Origin of the sequence: Bacillus infantis NRRL B-14911 (assembly GCF_000473245.1) — a bacterium.
Classification (GTDB): Bacteria; Bacillota; Bacilli; order Bacillales; family Cytobacillaceae; genus Bacillus_AB; species Bacillus_AB infantis.
In genome coordinates, this window is record NC_022524.1 from 2,361,574 (window position 1) to 2,383,685 (window position 22,112).

Sequence of the window (22,112 nt, forward strand, 5' to 3'; positions counted from 1 at the left end):
TTAATTGATGATGCCGTTACCCGAAATAAGGATGCGGACCTCCGGTTTTACATCCACCTTTGCATAATAATCACTCCCCTTTATGTTTTCCCATATATCCGGGTGAAAAGCGATTAATTCTCTTCCAACTCCCAGTAAGTCAGCTTTTTCCTCTTTAAGAATACTGAAAACCCCCTTTGCATCATCAGACATTTTTTGCGAAATTTCCCTGGCAAGCTCCTTGGCAATCTTTTTTTCGTGCAGATGATCGAGGGGATATTCCTCAATATTAATGTCAATCGACAGAACTGCCTTGAATACTGCCCTGCCGTAGCTATAGGTATAATGAAGGTCTCTTTTAACTTTGTTGACAGCAAAAGTGACCGTTTCGCCTTTTGACAGTTTATAAGCGAACCTGCATTCTTTGTTCATCTTGTCCATGAACAGCATCAAAAGACTGCTTTGCTCAGGGGTTATGACCTTTCCGGTAAATATCCTGTCATGAAACAGTGCGCTCCCGCTGACTTCAATCTTTTTATTCTCATCATTATTTTTAATAAAAGGAACCATAAAGTCTTTGCCCTCGTCGAAGAGGATGGTACAAATATTCTGCACTGTCAGCTCCTGGATTTCGGTGCTTTTTTCACTGTTAAGAAGCAATTCATACAAAAACTCCCCAAGCAAGGGTTCATTTTTATGATTCTCCGCCAGCAGAGCGCCTGCACTTCCGTCAGCTACTGCCACTTTAGCAATGATGGGCGTCCGCGGAATACGGTAGACGATATCAAGGACTGTATAGATATCCCTTTTAGCCAGCTCTTCTCCAAGGATCAGCACTTTGCTTTTGGAAGGGTCAAATTCCCCCGCAAGTGACCGGTTGATTGTAAGCCTTGTATCCCGTATATTCAAGCCCTCTCCCTTTGCAATTTCATTGGTGGCCTCCTGCTGGGGATTAGGAACCTTGGTTGTATTGCGGATGATTGAAGTAGTTTCGTATTTACCGTCCTCAGTCAGATCAAAGGCGGAAATATAAACAAGGCGGGAATTTTTCAATAGCCTTTCATCCCAGCAGCCGCCTAGAATCAGCACTATGATAAGCAGCCATGCCAGCTTAATGGTCCTCAAAGGCCCGCACCCCCTTTCTTTAAAAATGCTGCTGCGATATACAAGACTAAAGGAAGGGCAGAACTGAAAATAAGCCCGGCAAAGGACACCGCCCTGCCAATGCTGGTTATCTCCATTTCCCCTTGCGGAATAAAGGTTAGGATGAAAATGATGCCTGTAGCAGCAAGGACGGCTCTTCTGTGCTTGATTTTAAGCAGCTTGGAGAGGCCCATTCCTGCCAGGTATGTATAGCTGATAATCGTTGTTGCAGCTGCCGTCATCCAAACGGTTATAAAGACGAGATCAAGCCTTTCTATGATCTTGAAGGTGATGGCTTTAAGCATGTACAGGACAGGTTCCGGGATGAGTACGATCTCCTTCGGGCTGAACATGATAATGCTTGCCATAAACAGATATAAATAAAATACACTGATCACTATCTGGGCCAAAAAGGCTCCCTTTACTGCCCCCTTTTTTTCCGGCTCCCTGACGAATGCCAGGAAAAACAGTGCCGTTTCTACGCCGAGAAAACCATATACTGCTTCTTTTGCCCCCCTTAAAATCGGGAGAACTCCTTGTGAGGCAACAGGGAACATATATCGATAATCAATTTCAGGCTCCTTAAAAATGAATAGAGAAAGGATGAAAAGAAAGACAATGAATACCGAAGTGAATGAAAACAGAGAGACGATGCTGCTAAAGGAGCCGCTGCAGGCAGAAACGGCTATGAACATCAAAAGAAGAATAAGAAGCCAGCGAGGTGTATCAAGCAAAACCCACCGGCCGATGATATCGGCAAAGTTCAGATAAACCAGCAGAGCTGTAGATACAAAATAGCATATATAGCCGAGATTGATCAGAGCCCCGCCCCATTTTCCAAACACCTTCCCTGAGAAATCAAACAGTGTCTGATGGGGGAAGCGCCTGCAAAGCAGCCAATAGAAATAAATCAAGGAGAAAATAGCAGCGGCTGCCAGCAATAAAGATATCCAGCCGTCATTTTTTGCGGCCATATAAAGTGAATATGGCATGGACAGTATGCCTGCCCCTATTTGGGTCTGCAGCAGGAGGAAAAATAAATCTTGCTGGTCAATACGTGTCTTCACTTTCATTTCTTTTCCACCCCCTCGAGCTCCCCTGTTTAGTTAAAGAAGCTGCCATTGAATCCTTCGGCCTTTTCTTCATAAGCCATACAGGGACCCTTATGAATGTGTCTTTCAGCTCCTTCAGCCTGAGAGGTGCAAAAGGACTGAAATACGGAACACCAAATGATTTAAGCTGAGCTAGATGGATCACCAGCAGAAGCAGGCCGAACACAATGCCGATGAAGCCGAATATGCTTGCCAGAAGCATAAGCGGGAACCCGATAAACCGGAGGGTATTGCTCATTTCAATAGATGGAATGACAAAGGATGCAATTGCGGTCAAGGCCACTACTATGATCATGACATTGGAAACGAGGCCGGCTTCCACCACTGCAGTCCCAATAACAAGCCCTCCGACTATGCCAATGGTTTGTGCAATCGGCTGCGGCAGCCGTACTGCCGCTTCCCTCAGCAGTTCAAGGGCCAGCTGCATGAACATTGCTTCTATGACTGGAGGCACCGGCACAAAATTCAATGACGCCTGAAGTGTGTAAACAAGTTCAATTGGAACGATTTCATGATGATAGGAAACAACCGCCACATAGAAAGCAGGCAATATCAGCGACAAGATAAATGAGATAAGCCGCAGAAACCGGAAAAAGGAGCCCAGGTACCAGCGGTTGTTATAATCTTCCGGAGATTGAAAGAAAGCAAAAAATGTCACTGGCATGATCATCACAGAAGGGCTGCCATCCGTAATGAGCACAGCCCTTCCTTCCATCAAATGTGCAGCAGCTCTGTCCGGCCTTTCTGTATTCAATATCTGTGGAAACGGAGAAAAAGGATGGTCCTCGATGCAATCCTGGATAAATCCTGGACTCTGAATGCTGTCCATGGAAATGCTGGCAAGCCTTTTTGTAATCTCGGTTATCAGTTTTCCGGAGGTGAGGTTTTCTATGTAAATAAGTGCAGAAGCGGTATTGGTCGCTTTGCCGATCGTTATATATTTTACTTTTAAATTGGGATTCTCGATGCGCTTCCTGATCAAAAGGAGGTTCTTGCCGATGTTCTCAATGAATCCTTCGTGAGAGCCCTGGATAATATGTTCATTGGCCGGGTCAGAAATTTCTCTGGAAAGGCTGGAAGCTGCAGAAAGAAGCACACCCTCGGAAGAATCATGCTCCATGGCAAAGCAATATCCTGTCAGAATCCCTTTCAGTGCATCACTCAGGATAGAAGTGCGTTGAACCTCCTGTGTTTGCGCCTGTTTCTCTATGAGATTTCCTGCTGATAGTGAAAGCGGCTTGATGATTCTTTCCTCAAGCCTGGCATCATCAACCATGCTGGAAAGAAAAAAGAGATAAAGAGTCCTTCCCTCTGCTTCAATGATCCTTTCCTTGAAGTCATCAGAGCCTTCCATCTTCTTCCTGACATGATCAGCGGATACCAGCTCTTCAGGCATTTCTTCAGGCTTCCATTGATACTTTTTTTCAGTAGTGTTTTTCTTTTTAAAAGCCATTGCTTACACCCCGGTTATGCTCTTTCTTTCAGTGCTGGATGTTTTTATTATGCAGTTTTGCCGGTAATTTACTCGTGTACTTTTTCCTTAACAAAAAAAAGAATGGGAATTCCCATTCTTTTTTCAGTCAAGCCTTGATAAGGCTTTGCGGGCAAGCAGCGATATGGTCATATCATCCATTGGAGGATTATGAAGGCCTGCCCTGATATCCAGATAATATTGCTGCAGAGGATTCTGTTCAGAAAGGCTTCTTGCGCCAACGACCCGAATTGCAAGGTCAGCAACTGTTAATGCTGCATTTGTAACAGCCAGCTTTACAGCACCGAGAAGAGGCTGCATGGACTCTCTTTCATTTTCTGCGGCCCTGTCCCATCTGTCTGCCGCTGCATAAAGAAACTCTCTTGCCCGCATCAGTTCAAGCTCGATCTCCCCTATTTTCTGCTGGACAGAAGGGATATCGCTGATGGTTCCCTGGATGCTATTGGGAGAATAACTTTTAGCAAAGCCAGCCGCATAATCCTGGGCTGCTTGTGCAATGCCAAGATATACCGCTGGAATATGAAGAAGCCAGCCATTCGCCTTTTTGTCCTGCCCCAATATTTCAGCCAGGAATGTCTTATCAATGGAAACCTCATCAAGCACAAGATCATGGCTGCCGGTGCCTCTCATACTGACACTGTCCCATGTCTCCTCGATCGACAAACCTTCAGCCTCTCTGGGAACAAGGAAATTTCCTGTCTTGTCTTCACTTGGAATGAAGGCGCTGACAATAAAATAATCCAGAGCCGGAGCCATCGTTGTAAAGGTCTTTCTGCCGCTGATCACCCAGTTTCCACCCTTGAGGACTGCTGTAGTCTGGGGCCGTCCGCCCCGTGTCGGGCTGCCTGTCTGCCTTTCCGTTGCGGCACTGTTTATCAGCTTCCCGTCCAGGATTTCACGGCAAAGAAAGGAAAAAAGTTCGTCATCCCACTTCCTTTTCTCTCCCAGATTTTTCGTTATCCCCATATGCCATCCGATTGCAAGTGCAGTAGAACCATCTCCTTCTGCGAGCTTTTCCTGCAGCCTGATCATTTCTAGCAATGAGATACCCTTTCCGCCCCGGTCTGCCGGAACAGTAAGGGATGTGTAGCCGGAAGCTTTCAGGTCTAAAATATTTCTATGTGGGAAGCTCCCTCTATTTTCCTTTGATCGGCTCCGCTCCTTGAAGATGGCGGACAGCTCTTTCATCTGTTCGTATTTGTCTGCTTCACCCGCAGCTTTGATAAAATCGCGCACATTACTCCTCCTTAACTTTTCCATTCAAAATCACGTTACTACTATTATTAATCAGATGGGGTTAGTGTGCAATTATTGTGAATTAAAATTGGGGGCAGGATGTGCTTGGTGCCACTATTGTGATATGAAATAAAAAAATAGTGGTCAAAGCCGGTGGAGGTAAAACCACTACCGTGAAGAAAAACAACGAAAATAGTGGCTTCAGCCGGTAGCGGTGAGACCAATATTTTGAAGAAAAATGAAAATAGTGGCTCCAGCCACAGGAGCTGGGACCACTATCCTGAAGCAAAATAAAAATAGTGACTCCAGCCACAGGAGCTGGGACCACTATCGTGAAGAAAAACGAAAATAGTGGCTCCAGCCACAGGAGCTGGGACCACTATCCTGAAGAAAAATGAAAATAGTGGCTCCAGCCGGAGGAGCTGGGACCACTATCCTGAAAAAAATAAAAATAGTGGCTCCAGCCACAGGAGCTGGGACCACTATCCTGAAAAAAATAAAAATAGTGGCTCCAGCCACAGGAGCTGGGACCACTATCCTGAAGAAAAACGAAAATAGTGGCTCCAGCCACAGGAGCTGGGACCACTATCCTGAAGAAAAATGGAAATAGTGGCTCCAGCCGGAGGAACTGGAACCACTTTCCTGAAGAAAAATGAAAATAGTGACTCCAGTAAGATGTGCAGGAATCAACCACAATTTATTAAAAAAGAAACTCGATACCTCCGCTTCACTGACTGCTAATGCTTCGGATATTTACTCACCACATGAATCGCATTGATGATTCTTTTATTGATCCATTTCCGGTTTTCCTCTGTGTTCAGCTGTTCAAATACCATTTTCCTGCCTTCTTCTGTAGTTACATAATGGTTTGGCAGATTATTGAGGCTGATGGCGATAATATCGGCGCGGCACTTCATACATTGGCAGAAGGTTTGATAATCCGGGCTCAGCATAAGGACTTTTACGAGTGTTGCGACAATTTCTTCCATAACATTAACGTATTCCGGTTGTTTCAATCAATCTCCCGCCTTTTACAAGATGTCTGGTGGAACGGTAATTAAGTAAATAACGAATAAGGGCATAGACTGCACTCTTTTTTTCAATACTAATACACAATGATGACAGGCTAACTAATTATAAAGGAAGTGAGCGGTTTGAAAAAGTCGATACTGATTATATTATTGTTAAGTTTCCCTGCTCTGCTTTCCCCTTCTGCTGCAAATATCCGGCATATCTCAGCTGCACAGCAGACGCCAGCATATGCCAAATGGGGAAAGCTAGCGATGACCAATACAAAAATAAAGTATCCCGGAGCAAGAATCCTTGATTATCTTCATGTAGGCAGAACAACACAGGGATCCAACTGTACAGAAACCTTCAAACTTTGGCTTGCCAGGGACAATCGGGAATTCGGTGTCTTTGTCCGTATAACTTTTGATGAAAAAACAGAAAAAATCCGAGCAATTACCTATCAGGAGACGCCAAGATAGATAGGAGAAAAAATGCTGATAAGCATTAATTTATACCTATATGGCCCGAAAAGCAAGAAGCACGAAGAAAAAATCCGGGAAAAGTTCTCCGGGATTTTTCTTCGTGCATTTTTTCTTTATAATGATATAAAAAGGAGGCTGAATCAATGGCAGAAGAAGAAAAGACACAGCCGCACATTATGAAGGATCTGGATGAAGAAACCTTATTCATTGTATCGCAGACATTTAAAGCATTATCCGATCCGACCAGGCTCAGAATCCTGAACCTGCTTTTTCAAGGGGAGCACTCAGTGAACGAAATTGCTGAAAAACTTACTCTGCTTCAATCGACGGTTTCCCATCAGCTGCGGTTTTTAAAAAATCTCAGGCTGGTTAAATTCAGGCGTGAGGGCACTACCTTATATTATTCCCATGATGACGAACATGTGATGGGGATCCTCCTGCAAACCATCGAGCATGCCAGCCACCATTAATTGCATGTGCCATGCGCACTTGGGCAGCCTTTTTCATATCTTTCCACCTGGATGGTGCTGTGGTCGATTCCGTACTGGTTATGAAGGGCAGTCTGTGCTTCCCTAAGGACTTCATCGTGACGGCCTTCCTCTGTAATAGCGATATGGCAGCTGAGCATCGGCACTCCTGATGTGATCGACCAGATATGGAGATCGTGAATTTCTTTTACAGATGCGATGCCTTCCAGAGAGCTGCGGATGCTGGAGGCGTCAATCTGTTCAGGTGCTCCTTCCATCAATATATGGAAGGAATCCTTTGTAACTCTCCATCCGCTGATAATGATCAGGATGGCAACGATGACGCTTGCAATCGGATCTGCAATGCCCCAATTAAAGAAATAAATCAGCAAAGCTGCGGTGATGGCACCTACAGAGCCCAGCATATCGCCAAGTACATGGAGAAAGGCGCTTCTTACATTCAGGTTCTCATCTTTGTCGCCCTTCATCAGTATCCAGGCCGCAATGATGTTGACAATAAGGCCGAGAACCGAGATAGCAAGCATCCCCATGCTTTGGACTGCCGGCGGGTCCATAATCCTTTGGACGGCCTCATAAAAGATGTAAATGGAAATCGCGATCAGCGTCAGGCCATTCAATGCAGCTGCAATGATTTCAAATCTCTTATAGCCATAAGATTTTGCTGCAGTTGCCTGCTTTTCTCCAAGCTTTATAGCAAAAAAGCTCAGTCCCAGGGCGACAGCGTCGCTGAGCATATGGCCGGCATCTGATAAAAGAGCTAGGCTGTTTGTCAGGATGCCCCCTATAACTTCAACGACCATAAAAGAAGCGATGATGATAAATGAAAGAAAGAGCGCCCGTTTGTTGCTTGAATGTCCGTGAGAATGTCCGTGTCCATGATTATGATGGTGTCCCATTTCATTCCCTCCTTATATGAGTATATGTACATATATTATGCTATAAGTATGAAGGATGTTCAAATATTTTCTGGAGCTATCATTTATTTTCCCTGCTTTTTTCCGCATTTAAACCGTTTTATCTTCTGTTTCAAAAACCAGGACTAAATGAACTCATAAAAAGACGCCCTATTCCAGGCGCCCAGTCAGCTGTATATTCCAGGTAATAGATTATATTTGCCTGCTCTCCAAAGCCGTACCGTTCCCCTCATATTTGAGGGATCCTGTATACTCCACAATATCAGCAATGGCATTTTCACCTATCACAATATGATTTCCCCTTACCATCTTCACATTCGTATTTTCGAGATGTATATCTTCACCTTCTATCAAAGCTGCTTCAAGCCGGGAAGGAAAAAAAGATTGGAGCAGCCCTCTGAGCGGATTGTCTTTCTTTTGCCTGATTAGAATGCTTTTTCCTCTCATCTCTTGCACTTTGCACTCGCCCATGATAAAAGACTCTATGCTCTCTGCCGCCAAATGGCTGCTGATTATAAATTGGCCTTTTGATTTAAATTCCTCTGTTTCCACACCGCCGCCTGCAGTAAGCCTGCCATTAACAATAATTTTTCTGGATGCGAGCCTTCCGCCGATTCTTCCTTTTCCATTTACCTTAATTTCGTCCGCAACAGCCACATCGCCGGAAAAGCCTGCGCTCCCGTCGATAGACAGCGCTGCCCCTGAGAAGCTTCCGGCAATCGACGCATTTCCATTGATTTTAGCTTTTTCAAAAGATAGCAGGTCTCCGTTGAATTGTCCTGAACCATTGCAATCAAATATGCGGCATTCAATATTGCCATTGACAGTGCCTTTTCCGTTGATGCTTACCTTATCATAGCTCCCGCCGTCCGAAGACCCAACCCCATTTATGGACAGCTTCCCTGCTCCTTGTAAAATCATTATGATCTCCTTTTAGAGTAGATTTTTGTATATCATATCATAATGATGGAATATTCATTATAACATTTTGAATATTTTAATATTTAATGAAACATTTTCAGCTCTTTCATCGTATAGATGACGAGGTGATAGTTATGAGCAGGAATACGATTGTCTTTATAGCTGCTTTAGCAGCTGAAGCTTTGGCCGCATGGGGAGTGGCAGCATATTTTTCTGTAAGGTTTATTGAAGTGCTCTTCTTTATTGGTGCCGCATTTGCTGCAGTCACTTTTATTTTTTCAACAAGCGGCGGTTCGCCCCAGAGGCACATCAACAGCATGGTGGGCGCCCAAACGGGGATCATCCAGAAAGATGAACCCTTCTTCTTCAGAAAAGGCCCGGTCTTTTTTGCATCTCTCGTCCTTGCTGTCATCGGCTTGATCTTCTTCGTCCTTCTTATTGCAGGAATCATTCCGCCAGCCTAGAAGAGTTCAGAGCATCGGGCGCGCCTAACGGCTTGCCTCTTGCTGCATAAAAAAATGCACCTCAGGCTTAAAAGCAGGGTGCATTTTCTAATTATAATTCAGGTTTCATGCTCAGCCCCATTTTCGCCAGGGCATTTTTCAATGTGCTATGTGTGTTGATTTTGCTGAAGTCGATTCCAAGCTGGATAGATGTCATGGCAACTTCCGGGCGGATGCCTGAGATGGTGGTCTTGATGCCTAGCAAGTCCAGCGTCTGGACGATATGATAGATTTGCTGCGCTACCATTGTATCAACGATCGGTACACCGGACAGATCGATAAACAAATAGGAAAGCTTAGCTTCTGTGCACTGAAGGGGCACGCTCTCTAATATTGCTTTGGCTCTTTCTGTATCAATATCGCCTATCAAAGGAAGAACGCCAATGGATCCGATGATCGGGATAATGGGTGCACCAAGCTGATGAATGAGATCCTGCTGTGCTCTCAGCCTGTTTCTGGTAATTTTGTAATACTGTTCAGCAAATTTCTGTGTGAGAATGTCAAAAGCTGAATGAATGACCAGACTCCACTGGAGGATATCCTCCTTGACAATCTCATCGTTCTTTTTCGCAAATTCCTCCACAAATTCCCAGTATGTATCTCTCACCTTGCCTAAAGCTGATATTACCTCATAGATCGGAGTATCGGTATCTGCCCTGCTTTCAGCAACTGTGCTCGCCCATTCCTGGACCAATTTTTCGAATAAAGACCGGTCATCCAAAAGAATGGTCGAAACGGTCTTATTAGTGAAGGCATTTTGCTCACGGAGCATTCTTTCAATCTTTATATCCGCTTCTGCTGAATAAATCGATCCTTTATCTTTTGCCCTGGTGCTCAGCCATTTGTCAGTAATTCTCTGAGAATTATTGCTGAGATATTCAAATAACATTTGGTTTTTCTGCATAATCAGCCTTCCCTTTATCTGGACTATTCTATATGAATATTATCATTATCTGCCTTTTGTATGATAAAGGTTTGCTTTTAAACAGTCAAATATTTGCAATGGGCATCATGCTGATACAGCCAGATTTTTTCCCTTCCCCTGTTAAATTTTGCTGGACATTTATGCTGCCCGTGAATATAATAATCTTTAAATCATTGGCAGATATTAACTCTTATACAAAGGCATTGAAGAGAAAAAGTAAAACAGATCCGTTTTTCCCAGAGAGCTTCGGCAGGTGAAAAGAAGCAAAAGCGGCTGTTTGAACAATGGTCTCCGAGCCCCGTACTGAACGCGATCTTCGCCAGTAGGCTGCGGCAAGTAGTGGTACTTGTTATCAAACCCACAGTATAAGGGCATCTATATGCCCCGTACTTGCAGAGGCCGAAAGGCGAATAAAGGTGGTACCGCGGGCAAGCCCCGTCCTTTTCTATATGTATAGAAAAGGACGGGGCTTTTTTATTTTATCCTAAGATCTGCCAATGGAAAAATGAGGAGGAGATTGAACATGGCAATTTTTATTGGCGGGGCATGGCCCTACGCAAACGGTTCCCTTCATCTTGGGCACATTGCAAGTCTGCTGCCCGGAGATATCCTTGCAAGATATTACAGAATGAAGGGCGAAGAAGTCCTGTATGTTTCCGGGAGCGACTGCAACGGAACACCCATAGCGATCAGGGCAAAACATGAAGGCAAATCAGCGAAAGAAATTGCTGACCGCTATCACAGGGATTTCGCAGCAAGCTTTGAACAGCTGGGTTTTACTTATGATTTATATACAAGGACAGATGCCCCGCATCATCATCAGACTGTACAGGAAGTATTTCTGTCGCTCTTGGAAAATGGCCATCTTGTTCCAAGAACGATAGAACAAACTTATTGCCGGACATGTGTCCAGTTTCTGCCTGACAGGTATGTAGAGGGAGTCTGCCCTTCCTGCGGCAGCCAAGCACGCGGGGATCAATGCGATGCCTGCTCAGCCATCCTTGAGCCGGCCGACCTTCTGGATAAATCCTGTAAAATATGCGGGACACCGCCGGAAATGAAAGAAACTGATCATTATTATTTCAGGCTGAGCCATTTTCAGAAGCAGCTTGAAGAGCTGTCCGAGGAGGCACGCTCCCGCCATTTGTGGAGGGACAACAGCAGCAGCCTGACAAGAAGATATTTAACTGAGGGGCTTCTGGACCGGGCTGCAACTAGGGATTTGGATGTTGGGGTGCCAGTCCCTATTGAAGGAATGGAGAAGAAAAAAATTTATGTATGGATTGAAGCGGTGATTGGCTATCTTTCTGCCAGCAGGGAATGGGCCCGCCAGCACGGCAAGGATGGCAGCAGGTTCTGGGGTAGTGATGTTATATCCTATTATGTGCATGGGAAAGACAATATCCCTTTCCATACCATCATCTGGCCAGCTATTCAAATGGGGATAGGGCTGCCTGGGGAACCAGCGCGGATGGTTTCCGGCGAATATCTTACACTAGAGAAAAAGAAGCTTTCAACAAGCAGGAATTATGCAGTCTGGGTCCCTGACATACTTGAAAGATATGAACCGGATTCAATCCGGTATTTCCTTGCTGTCAATGCTCCTGAGAACAGGGATGCTGACTTTTCCTGGCGGGAATTCGTTTACAGCCATAACAGTGAGCTGCTTGGGGCATATGGCAATCTGGTCAACAGAACTTTTAAGTTTATCGAAAAATATTATGACAGCATGATACCGGATGGAAAATTAAGTGAAGCTGTACAGGAGGATATTAAGCATTTATATGAGAAAACCGGAGAAAAGATCGAAGGCGCAAAGCTAAAAGAAGCGCTTGAGGATATTTTCGCCTTTGTACGCTCGGCCAATAAATATTTTGACAGTGAACAGCCTTGGAAAACGATTAAAAGCGACCCGCAAAAATGTGCAGATGCATTGCAGACCTGTGTGTACATCATCAAAAATCTGGCAAGGCTTCTGAACCCCTTCCTCCCTTTCTCCAGCAGGAAGATAAATAACATGCTGCAGGTGAATGCGCATACGCTGGAATGGAAAGAGGTTCGGGCTGCAGAGAAAAGGCTCGGCACTATCGCCCCCCTTTTCAGCCGCTTAGAAGAAGGAAGGATCCCAGAGGAGCTGGATAGGCTGGAAGCAGCCCGTAGGAAATAGCTGCTGAAGAAGGTGCCTTATTTCATGAATACAGAGGTGGCTGAAAGCCACCTTTTATCGTATAAGCATTCTGTTTTTTCTATGCTCCTTTCGTGCCCCTGCTGAAGCAAACAGCCTGATTTCTTCCTCAGAATGAGGCAGCACCCCGGATACTGGAATGGGCTTGCCGTTTTCATCCACGGCAACCATGGTTAAAAAGGATTCGGTCGTCAGCGTTCGAATCCCTGTTAAAAGATTGGCTGCATGCACTTTCACATAGACTTCCATGGAGGTTCTCCCTGTTGAGGCAACAAAGGCTTCAAGAGTAAGGGCGTCACCGACTGAAGCTGAAGACAGGAAATCCACAGAGTCGATCGAAGCTGTTACTACCATGCTGCCGGAATGCTTCATTGCAGTAATGGCAGCAATTTCATCAATATAGGATAGCACTTTGCCGCCGAAAATTGTCTGAAGATGGTTTGTATCCGGCGGAAGCACCAGCCTGGTCTGAATGGTGCGGGAACGGTCTGCTGGATAAGCTTTTTTCATAGGTTTCACTCCTCGGGCTTATTGTATGAAAAAAATAAAAGGCATCCTTCATAGAGGATGCCTGCACATAAAAAATTTAACAAATAACAAAACTTTGCCATATTAAAAGCGCATCACTCTCCTATCACCCGTAGGACGGTTGTGTACTTCTTTATGGCAGGTCTCCTGGCTCAGCATCACAGACTCCTTCCGCCTTCCCGTCCGCTAAGGAACAGTGGCATCGAGGGAGGAGCCTCCGCATTACAGTGGCGGGACCGCGCCGGAATTCAACCGGCTTCCCTTTTAAGCTTGCAGCATGCTGCAAAGCACCATAAAGCATTTATTCAATTAAAGAAATCATATCATATTCTATCATTATCGGATATAGATTTCGGAGAACATTAAAAATGGGATTCAATCTTTTCAAGATCAAGTATCAGGGAATTGATCTCCTCGGAAGAGATGCGCAGCGGCATCTGGTCATTCAAGGTGATGACCTGGCCTCCCTCTTCGTCCCTATGCCTGTAGAGGTAGTCAAGAAGCTGGATAGCCTGATCCTTGGTCAAAATGGACTGAGTCTTAAAGTGTTTGATCATGCTGATGGAAAACTGTTCTGCCTGATCATCATATTCCCCTGAAATGATGTTTCCGCTGATATAATACATGACTGCCTCCTCCTGTTTTTAAGACTAGGATCCCCTGACAGGACGGAAATCATGCTAGAATGCAAAAAAGCGGCCGGAGACTCCTCCAGCCGCTGCTATTATTTACTATGCATTTTGAATTCCAAAAACAGTTCATTATAATGTGCGAGCATTTTTTTCCCAAGGTTCTCGTACACTTCCAGCTTTTCGGTCATTTCCGGGTCCGGATAGAAGCGCTTGTCACTGACAATTTCCTCCGGCAGGTAATTCAGCGCCTCTTTATTCGGCGTCGAATAGCCTACATATTCGGTATTCTGGGCAGCGACTTCCGGATCAAGCATGAAGTTCATGAACTGGTGGGCGGCATCCACGTTTTTTGCCGTTTTTGGAATGACCATATTATCAAACCACAGGTTCGTCCCTTCCTCAGGGAGAACATACTCAATATTGTCCTTTTTCCACATCAGCTCTGAAGCAGTTCCTGACCAGACAACACCTATGGCTGCTTCATCGTTTTCAAGCAGCATCCGGATTTCATCCCCGACAATGGCTTTGATATTCGGAGTAAGGGTATCAAGCTTTTCCTTCGCTTCCCTCAGATGCTTCTTATTTTGATCATTAAGGGAATAATTGAGGGAATTCAAGCCCATTCCCATAACTTCCCTTGCACCATCAATTAGGAGAATCTGGTTTCGCAGATCTTCATCCCAAAGGTCATTCCAGCTTGTAATTTCTTTGTCCCCAAGCAGATCTGTGTTATAGGCTATGCCGACCGTCCCCCAGAAATAAGGGATAGAGTATTCATTTTTTGGATCGAATGCCAAGTCCATGAACCTCGGGTCGATATATTTCAAGTTTGGAATTTTTGAATGGTCTACCGGTAAAAGCAAATCTTCTTCTTTCATTTTTTCAATTGCATATTCTGACGGAACCGCTATATCGTAGGCTGTCCCGCCCTGTTCAATCTTGGTCATCATGGCTTCATTGCTGTCAAAGGTTTCATAAATCACCTTGATGCCTGTTTCTTTTTCAAAGCGGTCCACGAGTTCTGCATCGATATAGTCTCCCCAGTTAAAGACCGTCAGCGTATTTCCGCTGGAATAGCCTTGTGAGGAATTAAGCCGGGAGACTGCATACAGCAGAAGTGCAGAAATGACAGCAATGACCAGCAGGGCTTTACCGAGCTGTTTCATTTTTTGACCCCCATTCCAGTCGGCTTCGCATTTTTCTGGGTGATGAAATAATAGCCGATCACCAGTATAAGTGTGAACAGGAACAGCAGCGTGGAAAGTGCATTGATGTTCAGCGAAACCCCGCGCCGGGCCAGAGAGTAGATTTCAACCGATAAAGTGGTGAAGCCATTCCCTGTTACAAAGAAAGTAACTGCAAAATCATCAAGTGAATAGGTTAGGGCCATAAAAAAGCCCGCAAAAATGCCTGGTGTGATATATGGCAGAACGACCTTGGACAGAACATCAAAGCGGCTTGCCCCTAGATCCCTCGCAGCGTCCACAAGTGTAGGGCTCATTTCCTGGATTTTAGGCAGCACCATTATAACTACAATCGGAACGCAGAAAGCAATGTGAGAGAGCAGGACCGATGTAAATCCGAGCTTGATTCCGATCATCGTAAACAAAATCAGGAAGGAAGCACCGATGATAACATCGGGGCTGACGATCAGAATATTGTTCAAAGATAAGAGTGTGCTCTTGACCTGCCGCTTTCTTACATAAAAAATGGCAAGTGCACCGGCCACTCCGATGATCGTTGATATGGCAGCCGACAACAGGGCAATGATGATGGTGTTCAGCACAATTATCAATAGCCTTGCATCAGCAAAAAGCTCTTTATACCAGTCCAGCGTGAACCCTTCGAAATGTGACATTGTCCCGCCGCTGTTAAAAGAATAAAACATTAGATAAAATATTGGCGCATAAAGAACAAAAAATACAAGGATCAGATAAAGTGATGACCATTTAGATAATTTCCCCATGCTATGCCCCCCTCCTGCGATTTCCGGTCAGCAGCATGATGATCACCATCGTAAGGATCAGGAATACGGCAATGGTGGAGCCCATCCCCCAATCCTGAGTGACAAGGAAATGCTGTTCTATGGCCGTGCCCAGGGTGATGACCCTGTTCCCTGCAATCAGGCGGGTAAGCATGAAGAGGGAAAGTGCAGGGATGAATACAACCTGGCAGCCGGATTTGACGCCATCCAGCGTCAGCGGGAAAATAACCCGTGTAAAAGTAGTCCAGGGTGATGCCCCCAAATCATTGGATGCATCGATGAGCGATGAATTCAATTCGTTAAGCGAATTGAAAATCGGCAAAATCATAAAAGGCAGGAAGATGTATACCGATACAAAAACAAAACTGAAATCGGTAAACAGAATCTGCCTTGAACCTATTCCGATCACCTCAAGGAAGCTGTTGGCTGCCCCGTAAGTTCCAAAAATGCCGAGAAAAGCATAAGCCTTGAGCAGCAGATTGATCCAGGAAGGAATGATGATCATCAGAAGCCAGAGCTGCTTATGCCTGGTCTTCGTAAGCAGGTAGGCAGTCGGATAGGCAATCAGTAAAGAAAAGGCAGTGATCAGGAACGCATACCAGAAAGAGCTCAAAGTCATTTTCAGGTAAACGGGCGTGAAAAATTTCTGGTAGTTCCCGAATGTGAACTGCCCTTCTATATCAAAAAATGAATAATACAGCACCAAAAACAAAGGGGTCACGACAAATAAAACGATCCACAGCAAATATGGGATCAGATACAGGTTGCGTGTCTGATTAGTTCTCATGGCTTTCCTCTTGATAAGCCTCCAGCCTGCGGTCAAATTCTTCCTCAGATTCTCCCGGCCTCATGACATGGATGGCTTCCGGATCAAAATGAAGGCCTATTTCATCCCCTACTTTTGCCTTTCGTGTAGAATGGACAAGCCATTCATTCCCATCTTTATCAAAGCAGGAAATTTCATAATGAACTCCCCTGAATAGCTGTGAATCTACACGTACCTGAAGTTTGCCCTGCTCGCTCGGAGTAATTTCCATATCCTCCGGCCTGATGACCACTTCAACCCTTTCATTCAAATCGAAGCCGGCGTCTACACATTCAAATTTCCTGCCTGCAAATTCAACCTGATAATCGGTTAGCATGGTCCCTTCGACGATGTTGGACTCACCGATGAAGTCGGCCACAAACCGGTTGACAGGCTCATCATAAATATCAGTTGGCGTTCCGCTCTGCTCAATCCGGCCTTTGTTCAGCACAAAGATTTCATCAGAAAGAGCAAGCGCCTCTTCCTGGTCATGGGTGACAAATATAAACGTAATGCCAAGCCTTCTCTGAAGCTCCCGCAGCTCGTACTGCATTTCTGTACGCAGCTTCAGGTCCAGTGCAGAAAGGGGCTCATCCAGCAGGATGACTTCCGGTTTATTGACAATTGCCCTCGCAATCGCGACACGCTGCCTCTGCCCTCCTGACATCTCTTTGATTTCCCTCTGTTCATATCCTTCCAGGTTGACAAACTTGAGCGCCTCTTTCACCTGCTCATTGATTTCCTGGTTTTTCATTTTTTTGATGCGCAATCCGAATGCCACGTTTTCAAATACATTCAAATGCGGGAAAAGTGCATAGTCCTGGAACACGGTATTGACCTGCCTCCTGTTGGCAGGCACTTTATTGATTTTTTGTCCATTGAAGAAAATGGATCCTTCTGTCGGTTCGATGAAACCCGCAATCAGGCGCAGGATCGTCGTTTTTCCGCAGCCTGAAGGACCAAGGAGCGTGTAGAACTTTCCCCTTTCTATATCAAAGCTGACGGCGTCCAGAACCGGACTGTCATTGTCATATTGTTTTGTAACATCTTCAAAGCGGATAATAAACTTATCTGTCATTTCAATCTCCTTTACTATATTAATAGTCGATGTACCTCTAGAAGTTAAGCCTTGTAGGCCAGTTTATCACTTTAGTATAATAGCGTAACTTATTATATACCAAAATTTGTCGAATGAAAGCATTTTTCAGCAATTCTCTTCAATTTCCCTTTTTTAAAAACAAAAGCAGTCGCTTCTGGCCGATTCGCCAGAAGGGACTGCTTTGTGCACATGGTTATCAGTTCGCCAATTTATGCTCTTCCGCAGCGGAATATACCTGTTTCCTCTGTACCAGGCGCGGCGCTGCAGAAAGGAGGAGCCACAATACGGCTGTACATAAGACAGCTGACCCGAGCATCGTTATCCCATTAATCATGAGAGAATATACAAAAGGAGACATCCCTTCAGGTGCATAGCTTCCAAAGAAAATCATACCTGCAAGAAAGTGCCAGAAATATCTGCCCGCACTGCCAAGGAAAATGGCTGCAGCTGTCCATCCCAGAGCCTTACCCTTCTTGCCTTCAGCAAGGCTTTTTTGGAGGGCAAGAGCTAAGAAGCCGGCACAGCCAATAAAGGCGAAAGCAACGAAGTATTCAATGAAAGTCTGCAGGGGCGTCACTATCCAGGCGTCGCCCATGACAATCTGGAGAATCCCCCATAAGAATCCGGAAATGAAGCCCGCTTTCCAGCCCCATCGCAATGAAAGTATGAAGATGGGCACCATTGCAATGGAAATGGATATTGCAGGCGTTAGTTTAATAGAAGGAAGCAGATCAAGAATAACAGCGAATGCTGCAAAAAAAGATGCTTCAATCAAGGCAACCAGCCCTAATTTTTTCATAAAAAATTCTCCCCTTTTGTCCGAATTAACGCAAACCTCAAGGGAGAACTGATCAGGAAGCGGGCATACCTTCACCCATCCATCCACATCCCTGCGCTAGAATTATCTAACAGGTTCAAAGGGTCAGAACAAAAGTTCACTCTCAGCATTAAGCTCCCCTTGTGGTTACGTTATGTAATTAATACTATAATGCATTATATCTCATTCCATCAGGCAGGAAAAGAGCATATTCTGAAAATCGTTTTGTCATGCCGGTCCTCCTTTCTCTTTTTCGAGCTTTTCATAAAGTTCAAGACTTTTGCTGCTGAGATACTCCAGCAGCTTAGGGTGCTGTCTGAAATAGTCGACAAATTCCCTTTGTTCTCTCTCCTGGAACTTAAGCACCTGTTCATAATGCTTGCTGCAATAATAAATCGTACGGTCCCTGTTCCACTCCTTGAGGGGGATCAGGTCCCCCGCTGCCTGGCAATAAAGGCATTTTTTCATATGATCCTTCCTCTAAGTACAGATTAAGCTCCAGGCAGGAAAAGTTGTTTCCCGTCCATACTTTAGTATATTACAGAACGTATGTTCTATTCAATTCATCAGTTTTACTGGTTTTTATATGATCTAATCGGGTATTCAATTAATATATGAAGTATTCTTGTAATTGTTTAAATTTTCAAATAATAAGAATTTACATGCATACAGGAAGGAGGCTTTAAGATGAAGAATATCCTTGATATTAAAGGCAGGCTGAATCCATATTGGTTCAATAAAGTTATTTTCAAGGTTTATATCGCTGACGCAGTGGATGAGAAAACAGTGGAATTGGAAGGTCAGAAGCTTGTTGTGGTCAATGAAACTGAAAAATTGAAGCCCGGCGAGAAGCTCAAAGTCGAGTTTCTGAACATGTGGTTTGTCTATAGCCGGATACCACGCGCAGATCAGCCAGCCAAGCAGCCGCTTTAACTCAAAAGCCGCTTTTTTCTTCTCCTTCCTTCTTTTATTTTTATATTTCACTAGTGATGTTCTTCACTTTCTTTTATAATATGAAAATAAAAGAAAAAAGGAGATTTAACCTTGGATAAAGAAATCATTAAGTTTATCAGAAAGAATTATAATCTTTCACAGCGTGAATTCGCCAAAATGATTAATTGCAGCTTTTCACTGGTTGCTTTGATTGAAATCGGGAAACGCAATGTTTCAGACAATATAGAAAAAAAGATTAAAAATGCGTTCGGACTTGAAGCGCAGGATATTGAATCCATTACCAGCATCATTAAGGAAATCGGCCGCGGTATGCCTCCTTTCAGCTAAAAAGCCTGGATGGGAGGAAATACCTCTGCTTAGCCCTCCCCGCTTTGGCCGTTTTCCAGCTGGATTACTTGATACAGCGCAACAGATTTCCCTCTGTTAATAATATTCTACTAGTATTCAGATCCCCTTCAGATTTGATTTTCTCACCTTTCAGTTTTAATCTTGATTCTGAACCTGTCCCTTGCCAAGGAACATCCCTGATGCAGTCCTGACAGGAGAAATAAGGTGAAAATAGTTTGCCTCCCCAGGGGAAGAGATCAGGATTGGCTTCATTGTCCCATAAAGCCTTATTTTAATATATTCTGACTCTGTTCCTATCAGCGCATCCGCCAGATAACTCCCATTTATTACTGCTGAAGCTTCTGTTTCTCCTCTGATGCTCTGCAATTCCTGCACCTCCTCGATCATGCCCATTTCAGACATTGGGGAAGATATAGTGATGGAGTTTTCATCCTTGGCTTGGATGGAAACAAGAGAGCTTCTTTTTTCTCCAGCAAATATCATTGTCCGCTTGACACCTTGAAGAAGGTGCTTCCTATTGATGACTAACTCTGTTTTGCACCCTTCCGGCTTCAGTTTCTCAGAAGAGGGAAATCTGCCGGTCAAAAGCGAAGAGCAGAAACGGAATGTTGATGTGGCGAATACGGCCTGTGAATCAGATATATAAATGGCTGCTTCTCCGCTTGGTGACTTGCCTATCAATTTGAGCAATTCTGCTGCATTTCTTGCCGGGAGAGTAAATGACTGGCTGAACCCAGCAGAGCCGTCAGCTTTCCACATGGCAAGCCGGCTTGAATCTGTCGCCGTGAATGTCAGCCCGTTTTCATCAAATGCCAGATTGATGCCTTCCAGGATTGGCCTTGAGCTTGTTTTGGCCGCAGATGCAGCTGTATTCCTCAATCCTGCTGCAAGATCAGATGCTTCCAATGGATATATATAAGGAAACTCTACATGTGCTCTATCAGGAAACTGGTCTAGCGGGAAACCCGCAATCGCTGCGGAAATCTGCTTGTCCATTGAATTAATCAGGATTTTATGTGAAGTGGAAGCTTTGATGCTTAAACGGCCAGGTATTTTCCTGATGACTTCAGAAAGCATTCTTCCATCAGCTGCCAGCTTTCCATATTCCAATATATCCAGGCCAGAATCCCTGCAGTTTATTAATGGGTGCTCAAAGATCACAGAGCGGTCCCCGTTTCCGGAAGAGACAGAAAGGCCTCCGCTGTGTGCTTCTATCATAACGAGTTTGCCAGCAGCACTATGGCTTCCCCCTGCGATTCTTGCCGCCTCACTGATGCTTTCAAAAATACTCTCACCATTTACTTTAAATTCCATCTGGTCCACCTCCTTTGATATGAGAATAGCTCTCTTTCACTGCTAAATCCGCCTGCCTCTTTTAGACATTTCTTTTTTCCGCAATAAATCTTCTGCAGCCGTAATGCTCCGCGTCAGCCATTCAGGTGCATCCGGCTGTTCAAGGATTTCTCTGATGCTCATCCACATCACTTCCTCGTTTTCATCAGGACAGACTGGACTGGCTTCACCGCTTTGGTATTCACACAGAAAAACAATGTCAATCACATGATATCCGTCATCCGTAATGAAAGAACTGCTGCATACATACTCCATTCCATCTTTAATCAGTACACCTGTTTCCTCCAGGATTTCTCTTTTTACTGTTCTTTCCAAAACATCTGTGGAATGACCCTCCTTCTCCGCCTTGCCTCCGATCAGAGCCAGCATTCCCCCGGCATGGCTTTCCTGGCTGCTTCTTTTTCCGATCAGCCATTTACCTCCTCTGTGGACTGCTCCTTCAACATTTACTATGAACATCACTTTCACGCCTCTGCTTTATGTTAAATTTTCTTTCACACCGAAGCTGCTATATAGTTCTTCAACCGTCCGAATCAAATAAGTCGGCGATGAATCAGCAGTTTGAAAGAATTCATCCTCGGTTCCATATCCGTAAAGGACAGCAGCTGAATCAATGCCTGAGTGATTTGCGCCGATCACATCATATTTCCGGTCACCAATCATTAAAATATTTTTCTTTTCATATTCCCTGAAATGCAGAAGCACGGATGATATGATATCCTTTTTATCCGAATAGCTGCCATCAAGCGAAGCACCTTCTATGTAATCAAAAATATGTGAGATTTGAAAATGAGATAAAATTCTTTCAGCAAACGCTATAGGCTTTGAGGTGGCGACGCACAGTTTGCAGTCTTTTTCTTTTAATGATAAAAGCAATTCTGATATTCCGGGATATAATTCGTTTTCATATAATCCTTTTTCTGTGTATCTCTCCCTGTAAAACTGTACCGCTTCGTCTGCTTCCTCTCTGCTGAAAAGGCTATGTTCCTGAAAGGAATGGTGAAGAGGCGGGCCGATGAAAAGTTTGAGAATCTCCACGGGCGGAACAGGCCGCCCCATCTTTTCTAAAGCATACCTGATCGAGCGTGCTATTCCCGGATATGGATCTGAAAGGGTCCCATCAAGGTCAAAAATAATAAGCGAATATGGTTTCATGTATTCCTCCTTTCCCTCACTTAATATTACCATAATTATCAAAACA

At 44.6% G+C, this 22,112-nt stretch carries 26 protein-coding genes, 2 riboswitches and 1 other annotated feature; of the genes, 7 read left to right on the forward strand and 19 right to left on the reverse strand.

The genetic code is table 11. The annotated features are described in order from the left end of the window. From N288_RS11760 to N288_RS11775, 4 genes are all read right to left on the reverse strand, one after another. Window positions 1-1,104: a Ger(x)C family spore germination protein gene (locus N288_RS11760; protein ID WP_009793731.1), complete on the reverse strand. Its 1,104-nt coding sequence runs from the start codon at window positions 1,102-1,104 to the stop codon at window positions 1-3. Beyond that, on the reverse strand, window positions 1,101-2,195 hold the full coding sequence (locus N288_RS11765) for a GerAB/ArcD/ProY family transporter (RefSeq protein ID WP_009793730.1): 1,095 nt from the start codon (window positions 2,193-2,195) through the stop codon (window positions 1,101-1,103). Before N288_RS11765 ends, N288_RS11760 begins: the two co-directional genes overlap by 4 nt. After that, window positions 2,173-3,687 carry a spore germination protein gene (locus N288_RS11770; RefSeq protein ID WP_022543879.1) on the reverse strand — a complete coding sequence of 505 codons (1,515 nt, stop codon included), beginning with the start codon at window positions 3,685-3,687 and terminating at the stop codon, window positions 2,173-2,175. Before N288_RS11770 ends, N288_RS11765 begins: the two co-directional genes overlap by 23 nt. A gap of 123 nt (window positions 3,688-3,810) precedes the next feature. Then, a complete protein-coding gene (locus N288_RS11775) occupies window positions 3,811-4,986 on the reverse strand; it encodes an acyl-CoA dehydrogenase family protein (RefSeq protein WP_009793728.1) in 1,176 nt (391 codons plus the stop codon). A 370-nt stretch (window positions 4,987-5,356) separates the two neighbouring features. Here N288_RS11775 and N288_RS11780 point away from each other — a divergent pair, with 370 nt between their 5' ends. Further along, on the forward strand, window positions 5,357-5,572 hold the full coding sequence (locus N288_RS11780; RefSeq protein ID WP_009793727.1) for a hypothetical protein: 216 nt from the start codon (window positions 5,357-5,359) through the stop codon (window positions 5,570-5,572). A 127-nt stretch (window positions 5,573-5,699) separates the two neighbouring features. Here the strand turns inward: N288_RS11780 and N288_RS11785 are convergent, their stop codons facing one another. Then, window positions 5,700-5,978: a late competence development ComFB family protein gene (locus N288_RS11785; protein ID WP_232217719.1), complete on the reverse strand. Its 279-nt coding sequence runs from the start codon at window positions 5,976-5,978 to the stop codon at window positions 5,700-5,702. Window positions 5,979-6,116: 138 nt separating this feature from the next. On the opposite strand from N288_RS11785, the gene N288_RS11790 reads away from it, so the two are divergent. Then, the gene (locus N288_RS11790) at window positions 6,117-6,452 is read left to right on the forward strand and encodes a YqzG/YhdC family protein (RefSeq protein WP_022543881.1); all 336 of its coding nucleotides are present in this window, start codon (window positions 6,117-6,119) and stop codon (window positions 6,450-6,452) included. Between the two features lie 179 nt (window positions 6,453-6,631). Next, window positions 6,632-6,925 (forward strand): ArsR/SmtB family transcription factor, encoded by a 294-nt coding sequence (locus N288_RS11795; protein WP_165352571.1) that lies wholly within the window; start codon window positions 6,632-6,634, stop codon window positions 6,923-6,925. Here N288_RS11795 and N288_RS11800 read toward each other — a convergent pair. Both N288_RS11800 and N288_RS11805 read right to left on the reverse strand, forming a co-directional pair. Beyond that, window positions 6,922-7,839 (reverse strand): cation diffusion facilitator family transporter, encoded by a 918-nt coding sequence (locus tag N288_RS11800; RefSeq protein WP_009793721.1) that lies wholly within the window; start codon window positions 7,837-7,839, stop codon window positions 6,922-6,924. The genes N288_RS11795 and N288_RS11800 overlap by 4 nt on opposite strands. Before the next feature lie 210 nt (window positions 7,840-8,049). Further along, complete coding sequence (locus N288_RS11805; RefSeq protein ID WP_009793720.1) at window positions 8,050-8,778, reverse strand: polymer-forming cytoskeletal protein; 729 nt, start codon at window positions 8,776-8,778, stop codon at window positions 8,050-8,052. A 134-nt stretch (window positions 8,779-8,912) separates the two neighbouring features. On the opposite strand from N288_RS11805, the gene N288_RS11810 reads away from it, so the two are divergent. Then, entirely contained in the window at window positions 8,913-9,242 is a 330-nt protein-coding gene (locus N288_RS11810; RefSeq protein ID WP_009793719.1) for a hypothetical protein, read from the forward strand. Between the two features lie 91 nt (window positions 9,243-9,333). Here N288_RS11810 and N288_RS11815 read toward each other — a convergent pair whose 3' ends face one another. Then, window positions 9,334-10,185, reverse strand: coding sequence for an STAS domain-containing protein (locus N288_RS11815; protein ID WP_009793718.1), 852 nt, complete (start codon window positions 10,183-10,185; stop codon window positions 9,334-9,336). A 215-nt stretch (window positions 10,186-10,400) separates the two neighbouring features. After that, window positions 10,401-10,652: a binding site (T-box leader), on the forward strand. A gap of 77 nt (window positions 10,653-10,729) precedes the next feature. Here N288_RS11815 and metG point away from each other — a divergent pair. After that, window positions 10,730-12,373, forward strand: coding sequence for a methionine--tRNA ligase (gene metG / locus N288_RS11825; protein ID WP_009793716.1), 1,644 nt, complete (start codon window positions 10,730-10,732; stop codon window positions 12,371-12,373). Between the two features lie 54 nt (window positions 12,374-12,427). On the opposite strand, the gene N288_RS11830 is transcribed toward metG, so the two are convergent. The 8 genes from N288_RS11830 to N288_RS11865 all read right to left on the reverse strand — a co-directional run bounded on the left by N288_RS11830 (window position 12,428) and on the right by N288_RS11865 (window position 18,724). Beyond that, window positions 12,428-12,901: an acyl-CoA thioesterase gene (locus N288_RS11830; protein WP_009793715.1), complete on the reverse strand. Its 474-nt coding sequence runs from the start codon at window positions 12,899-12,901 to the stop codon at window positions 12,428-12,430. Window positions 12,902-13,039: 138 nt separating this feature from the next. After that, a riboswitch (cobalamin riboswitch) is annotated at window positions 13,040-13,229 on the reverse strand. A gap of 52 nt (window positions 13,230-13,281) precedes the next feature. Further along, window positions 13,282-13,545, reverse strand: coding sequence for a hypothetical protein (locus N288_RS11835; RefSeq protein ID WP_009793713.1), 264 nt, complete (start codon window positions 13,543-13,545; stop codon window positions 13,282-13,284). A gap of 98 nt (window positions 13,546-13,643) precedes the next feature. Beyond that, window positions 13,644-14,717, reverse strand: a complete 1,074-nt coding sequence (locus N288_RS11840; protein WP_009793712.1) for an ABC transporter substrate-binding protein — start codon at window positions 14,715-14,717, stop codon at window positions 13,644-13,646. After that, window positions 14,714-15,517: an ABC transporter permease gene (locus N288_RS11845; protein ID WP_009793711.1), complete on the reverse strand. Its 804-nt coding sequence runs from the start codon at window positions 15,515-15,517 to the stop codon at window positions 14,714-14,716. The genes N288_RS11840 and N288_RS11845 overlap by 4 nt, the downstream gene beginning before the upstream one ends. Window position 15,518: 1 nt before the next feature. Further along, entirely contained in the window at window positions 15,519-16,322 is an 804-nt protein-coding gene (locus tag N288_RS11850) for an ABC transporter permease (RefSeq protein WP_009793710.1), read from the reverse strand. Continuing rightward, window positions 16,312-17,418, reverse strand: a complete 1,107-nt coding sequence (locus tag N288_RS11855; protein WP_009793709.1) for an ABC transporter ATP-binding protein — start codon at window positions 17,416-17,418, stop codon at window positions 16,312-16,314. Before N288_RS11855 ends, N288_RS11850 begins: the two co-directional genes overlap by 11 nt. A 217-nt stretch (window positions 17,419-17,635) precedes the next feature. Next, window positions 17,636-18,238 carry an energy-coupled thiamine transporter ThiT gene (thiT, locus tag N288_RS11860; protein WP_022543883.1) on the reverse strand — a complete coding sequence of 201 codons (603 nt, stop codon included), beginning with the start codon at window positions 18,236-18,238 and terminating at the stop codon, window positions 17,636-17,638. A 71-nt stretch (window positions 18,239-18,309) separates the two neighbouring features. Then, window positions 18,310-18,408: riboswitch (TPP riboswitch) on the reverse strand. 76 nt (window positions 18,409-18,484) lie between these two features. Beyond that, on the reverse strand, window positions 18,485-18,724 hold the full coding sequence (locus N288_RS11865) for a hypothetical protein (RefSeq protein ID WP_009793707.1): 240 nt from the start codon (window positions 18,722-18,724) through the stop codon (window positions 18,485-18,487). A 219-nt stretch (window positions 18,725-18,943) separates the two neighbouring features. Between N288_RS11865 and N288_RS11870 the strand changes: the two genes are divergently transcribed. Together N288_RS11870 and N288_RS11875 are read left to right on the forward strand one after the other, a co-directional pair. Next, complete coding sequence (locus N288_RS11870) at window positions 18,944-19,189, forward strand: hypothetical protein (protein ID WP_009793706.1); 246 nt, start codon at window positions 18,944-18,946, stop codon at window positions 19,187-19,189. A gap of 111 nt (window positions 19,190-19,300) precedes the next feature. After that, complete coding sequence (locus N288_RS11875) at window positions 19,301-19,537, forward strand: helix-turn-helix transcriptional regulator (protein ID WP_009793705.1); 237 nt, start codon at window positions 19,301-19,303, stop codon at window positions 19,535-19,537. Window positions 19,538-19,693: 156 nt separating this feature from the next. On the opposite strand, the gene dnaN is transcribed toward N288_RS11875, so the two are convergent. From dnaN to N288_RS11890, 3 genes are read right to left on the reverse strand one after another with little or no spacing between them, the layout of a single operon-like run. Then, entirely contained in the window at window positions 19,694-20,872 is a 1,179-nt protein-coding gene (gene dnaN, locus N288_RS11880; RefSeq protein ID WP_009793704.1) for a DNA polymerase III subunit beta, read from the reverse strand. Between the two features lie 42 nt (window positions 20,873-20,914). Beyond that, complete coding sequence (locus N288_RS11885) at window positions 20,915-21,370, reverse strand: NUDIX hydrolase (protein WP_009793703.1); 456 nt, start codon at window positions 21,368-21,370, stop codon at window positions 20,915-20,917. Window positions 21,371-21,388: 18 nt separating this feature from the next. After that, a complete protein-coding gene (locus N288_RS11890; RefSeq protein WP_022543884.1) occupies window positions 21,389-22,066 on the reverse strand; it encodes an HAD hydrolase-like protein in 678 nt (225 codons plus the stop codon). Window positions 22,067-22,112: the final 46 nt, after the last annotated feature.

Excerpts from the sequence above, each read along its gene's own strand:
- thiT (WP_022543883.1), bottom strand. The coding sequence starts at position 18,238 with ATGAAAAAATTAGGGCTGGTTGCCTTGATTGAAGCATCTTTTTTTGCA.
- N288_RS11840 (WP_009793712.1), bottom strand. The coding sequence starts at position 14,717 with ATGAAACAGCTCGGTAAAGCCCTGCTGGTCATTGCTGTCATTTCTGCA.
- N288_RS11855 (WP_009793709.1), bottom strand. The coding sequence starts at position 17,418 with ATGACAGATAAGTTTATTATCCGCTTTGAAGATGTTACAAAACAATAT.
- N288_RS11795 (WP_165352571.1), top strand. The coding sequence starts at position 6,632 with ATGAAGGATCTGGATGAAGAAACCTTATTCATTGTATCGCAGACATTT.
- N288_RS11815 (WP_009793718.1), bottom strand. The coding sequence starts at position 10,185 with ATGCAGAAAAACCAAATGTTATTTGAATATCTCAGCAATAATTCTCAG.
- N288_RS11835 (WP_009793713.1), bottom strand. The coding sequence starts at position 13,545 with ATGTATTATATCAGCGGAAACATCATTTCAGGGGAATATGATGATCAG.
- N288_RS11845 (WP_009793711.1), bottom strand. The coding sequence starts at position 15,517 with ATGGGGAAATTATCTAAATGGTCATCACTTTATCTGATCCTTGTATTT.
- N288_RS11890 (WP_022543884.1), bottom strand. The coding sequence starts at position 22,066 with ATGAAACCATATTCGCTTATTATTTTTGACCTTGATGGGACCCTTTCA.
- N288_RS11850 (WP_009793710.1), bottom strand. The coding sequence starts at position 16,322 with ATGAGAACTAATCAGACACGCAACCTGTATCTGATCCCATATTTGCTG.
- N288_RS11865 (WP_009793707.1), bottom strand. The coding sequence starts at position 18,724 with ATGAAAAAATGCCTTTATTGCCAGGCAGCGGGGGACCTGATCCCCCTC.
- dnaN (WP_009793704.1), bottom strand. The coding sequence starts at position 20,872 with ATGGAATTTAAAGTAAATGGTGAGAGTATTTTTGAAAGCATCAGTGAG.
- N288_RS11765 (WP_009793730.1), bottom strand. The coding sequence starts at position 2,195 with ATGAAAGTGAAGACACGTATTGACCAGCAAGATTTATTTTTCCTCCTG.
- metG (WP_009793716.1), top strand. The coding sequence starts at position 10,730 with ATGGCAATTTTTATTGGCGGGGCATGGCCCTACGCAAACGGTTCCCTT.
- N288_RS11830 (WP_009793715.1), bottom strand. The coding sequence starts at position 12,901 with ATGAAAAAAGCTTATCCAGCAGACCGTTCCCGCACCATTCAGACCAGG.
- N288_RS11810 (WP_009793719.1), top strand. The coding sequence starts at position 8,913 with ATGAGCAGGAATACGATTGTCTTTATAGCTGCTTTAGCAGCTGAAGCT.
- N288_RS11800 (WP_009793721.1), bottom strand. The coding sequence starts at position 7,839 with ATGGGACACCATCATAATCATGGACACGGACATTCTCACGGACATTCA.
- N288_RS11780 (WP_009793727.1), top strand. The coding sequence starts at position 5,357 with ATGAAAATAGTGGCTCCAGCCGGAGGAGCTGGGACCACTATCCTGAAA.
- N288_RS11770 (WP_022543879.1), bottom strand. The coding sequence starts at position 3,687 with ATGGCTTTTAAAAAGAAAAACACTACTGAAAAAAAGTATCAATGGAAG.
- N288_RS11805 (WP_009793720.1), bottom strand. The coding sequence starts at position 8,778 with ATGATTTTACAAGGAGCAGGGAAGCTGTCCATAAATGGGGTTGGGTCT.
- N288_RS11870 (WP_009793706.1), top strand. The coding sequence starts at position 18,944 with ATGAAGAATATCCTTGATATTAAAGGCAGGCTGAATCCATATTGGTTC.
- N288_RS11775 (WP_009793728.1), bottom strand. The coding sequence starts at position 4,986 with ATGGAAAAGTTAAGGAGGAGTAATGTGCGCGATTTTATCAAAGCTGCG.
- N288_RS11885 (WP_009793703.1), bottom strand. The coding sequence starts at position 21,370 with ATGTTCATAGTAAATGTTGAAGGAGCAGTCCACAGAGGAGGTAAATGG.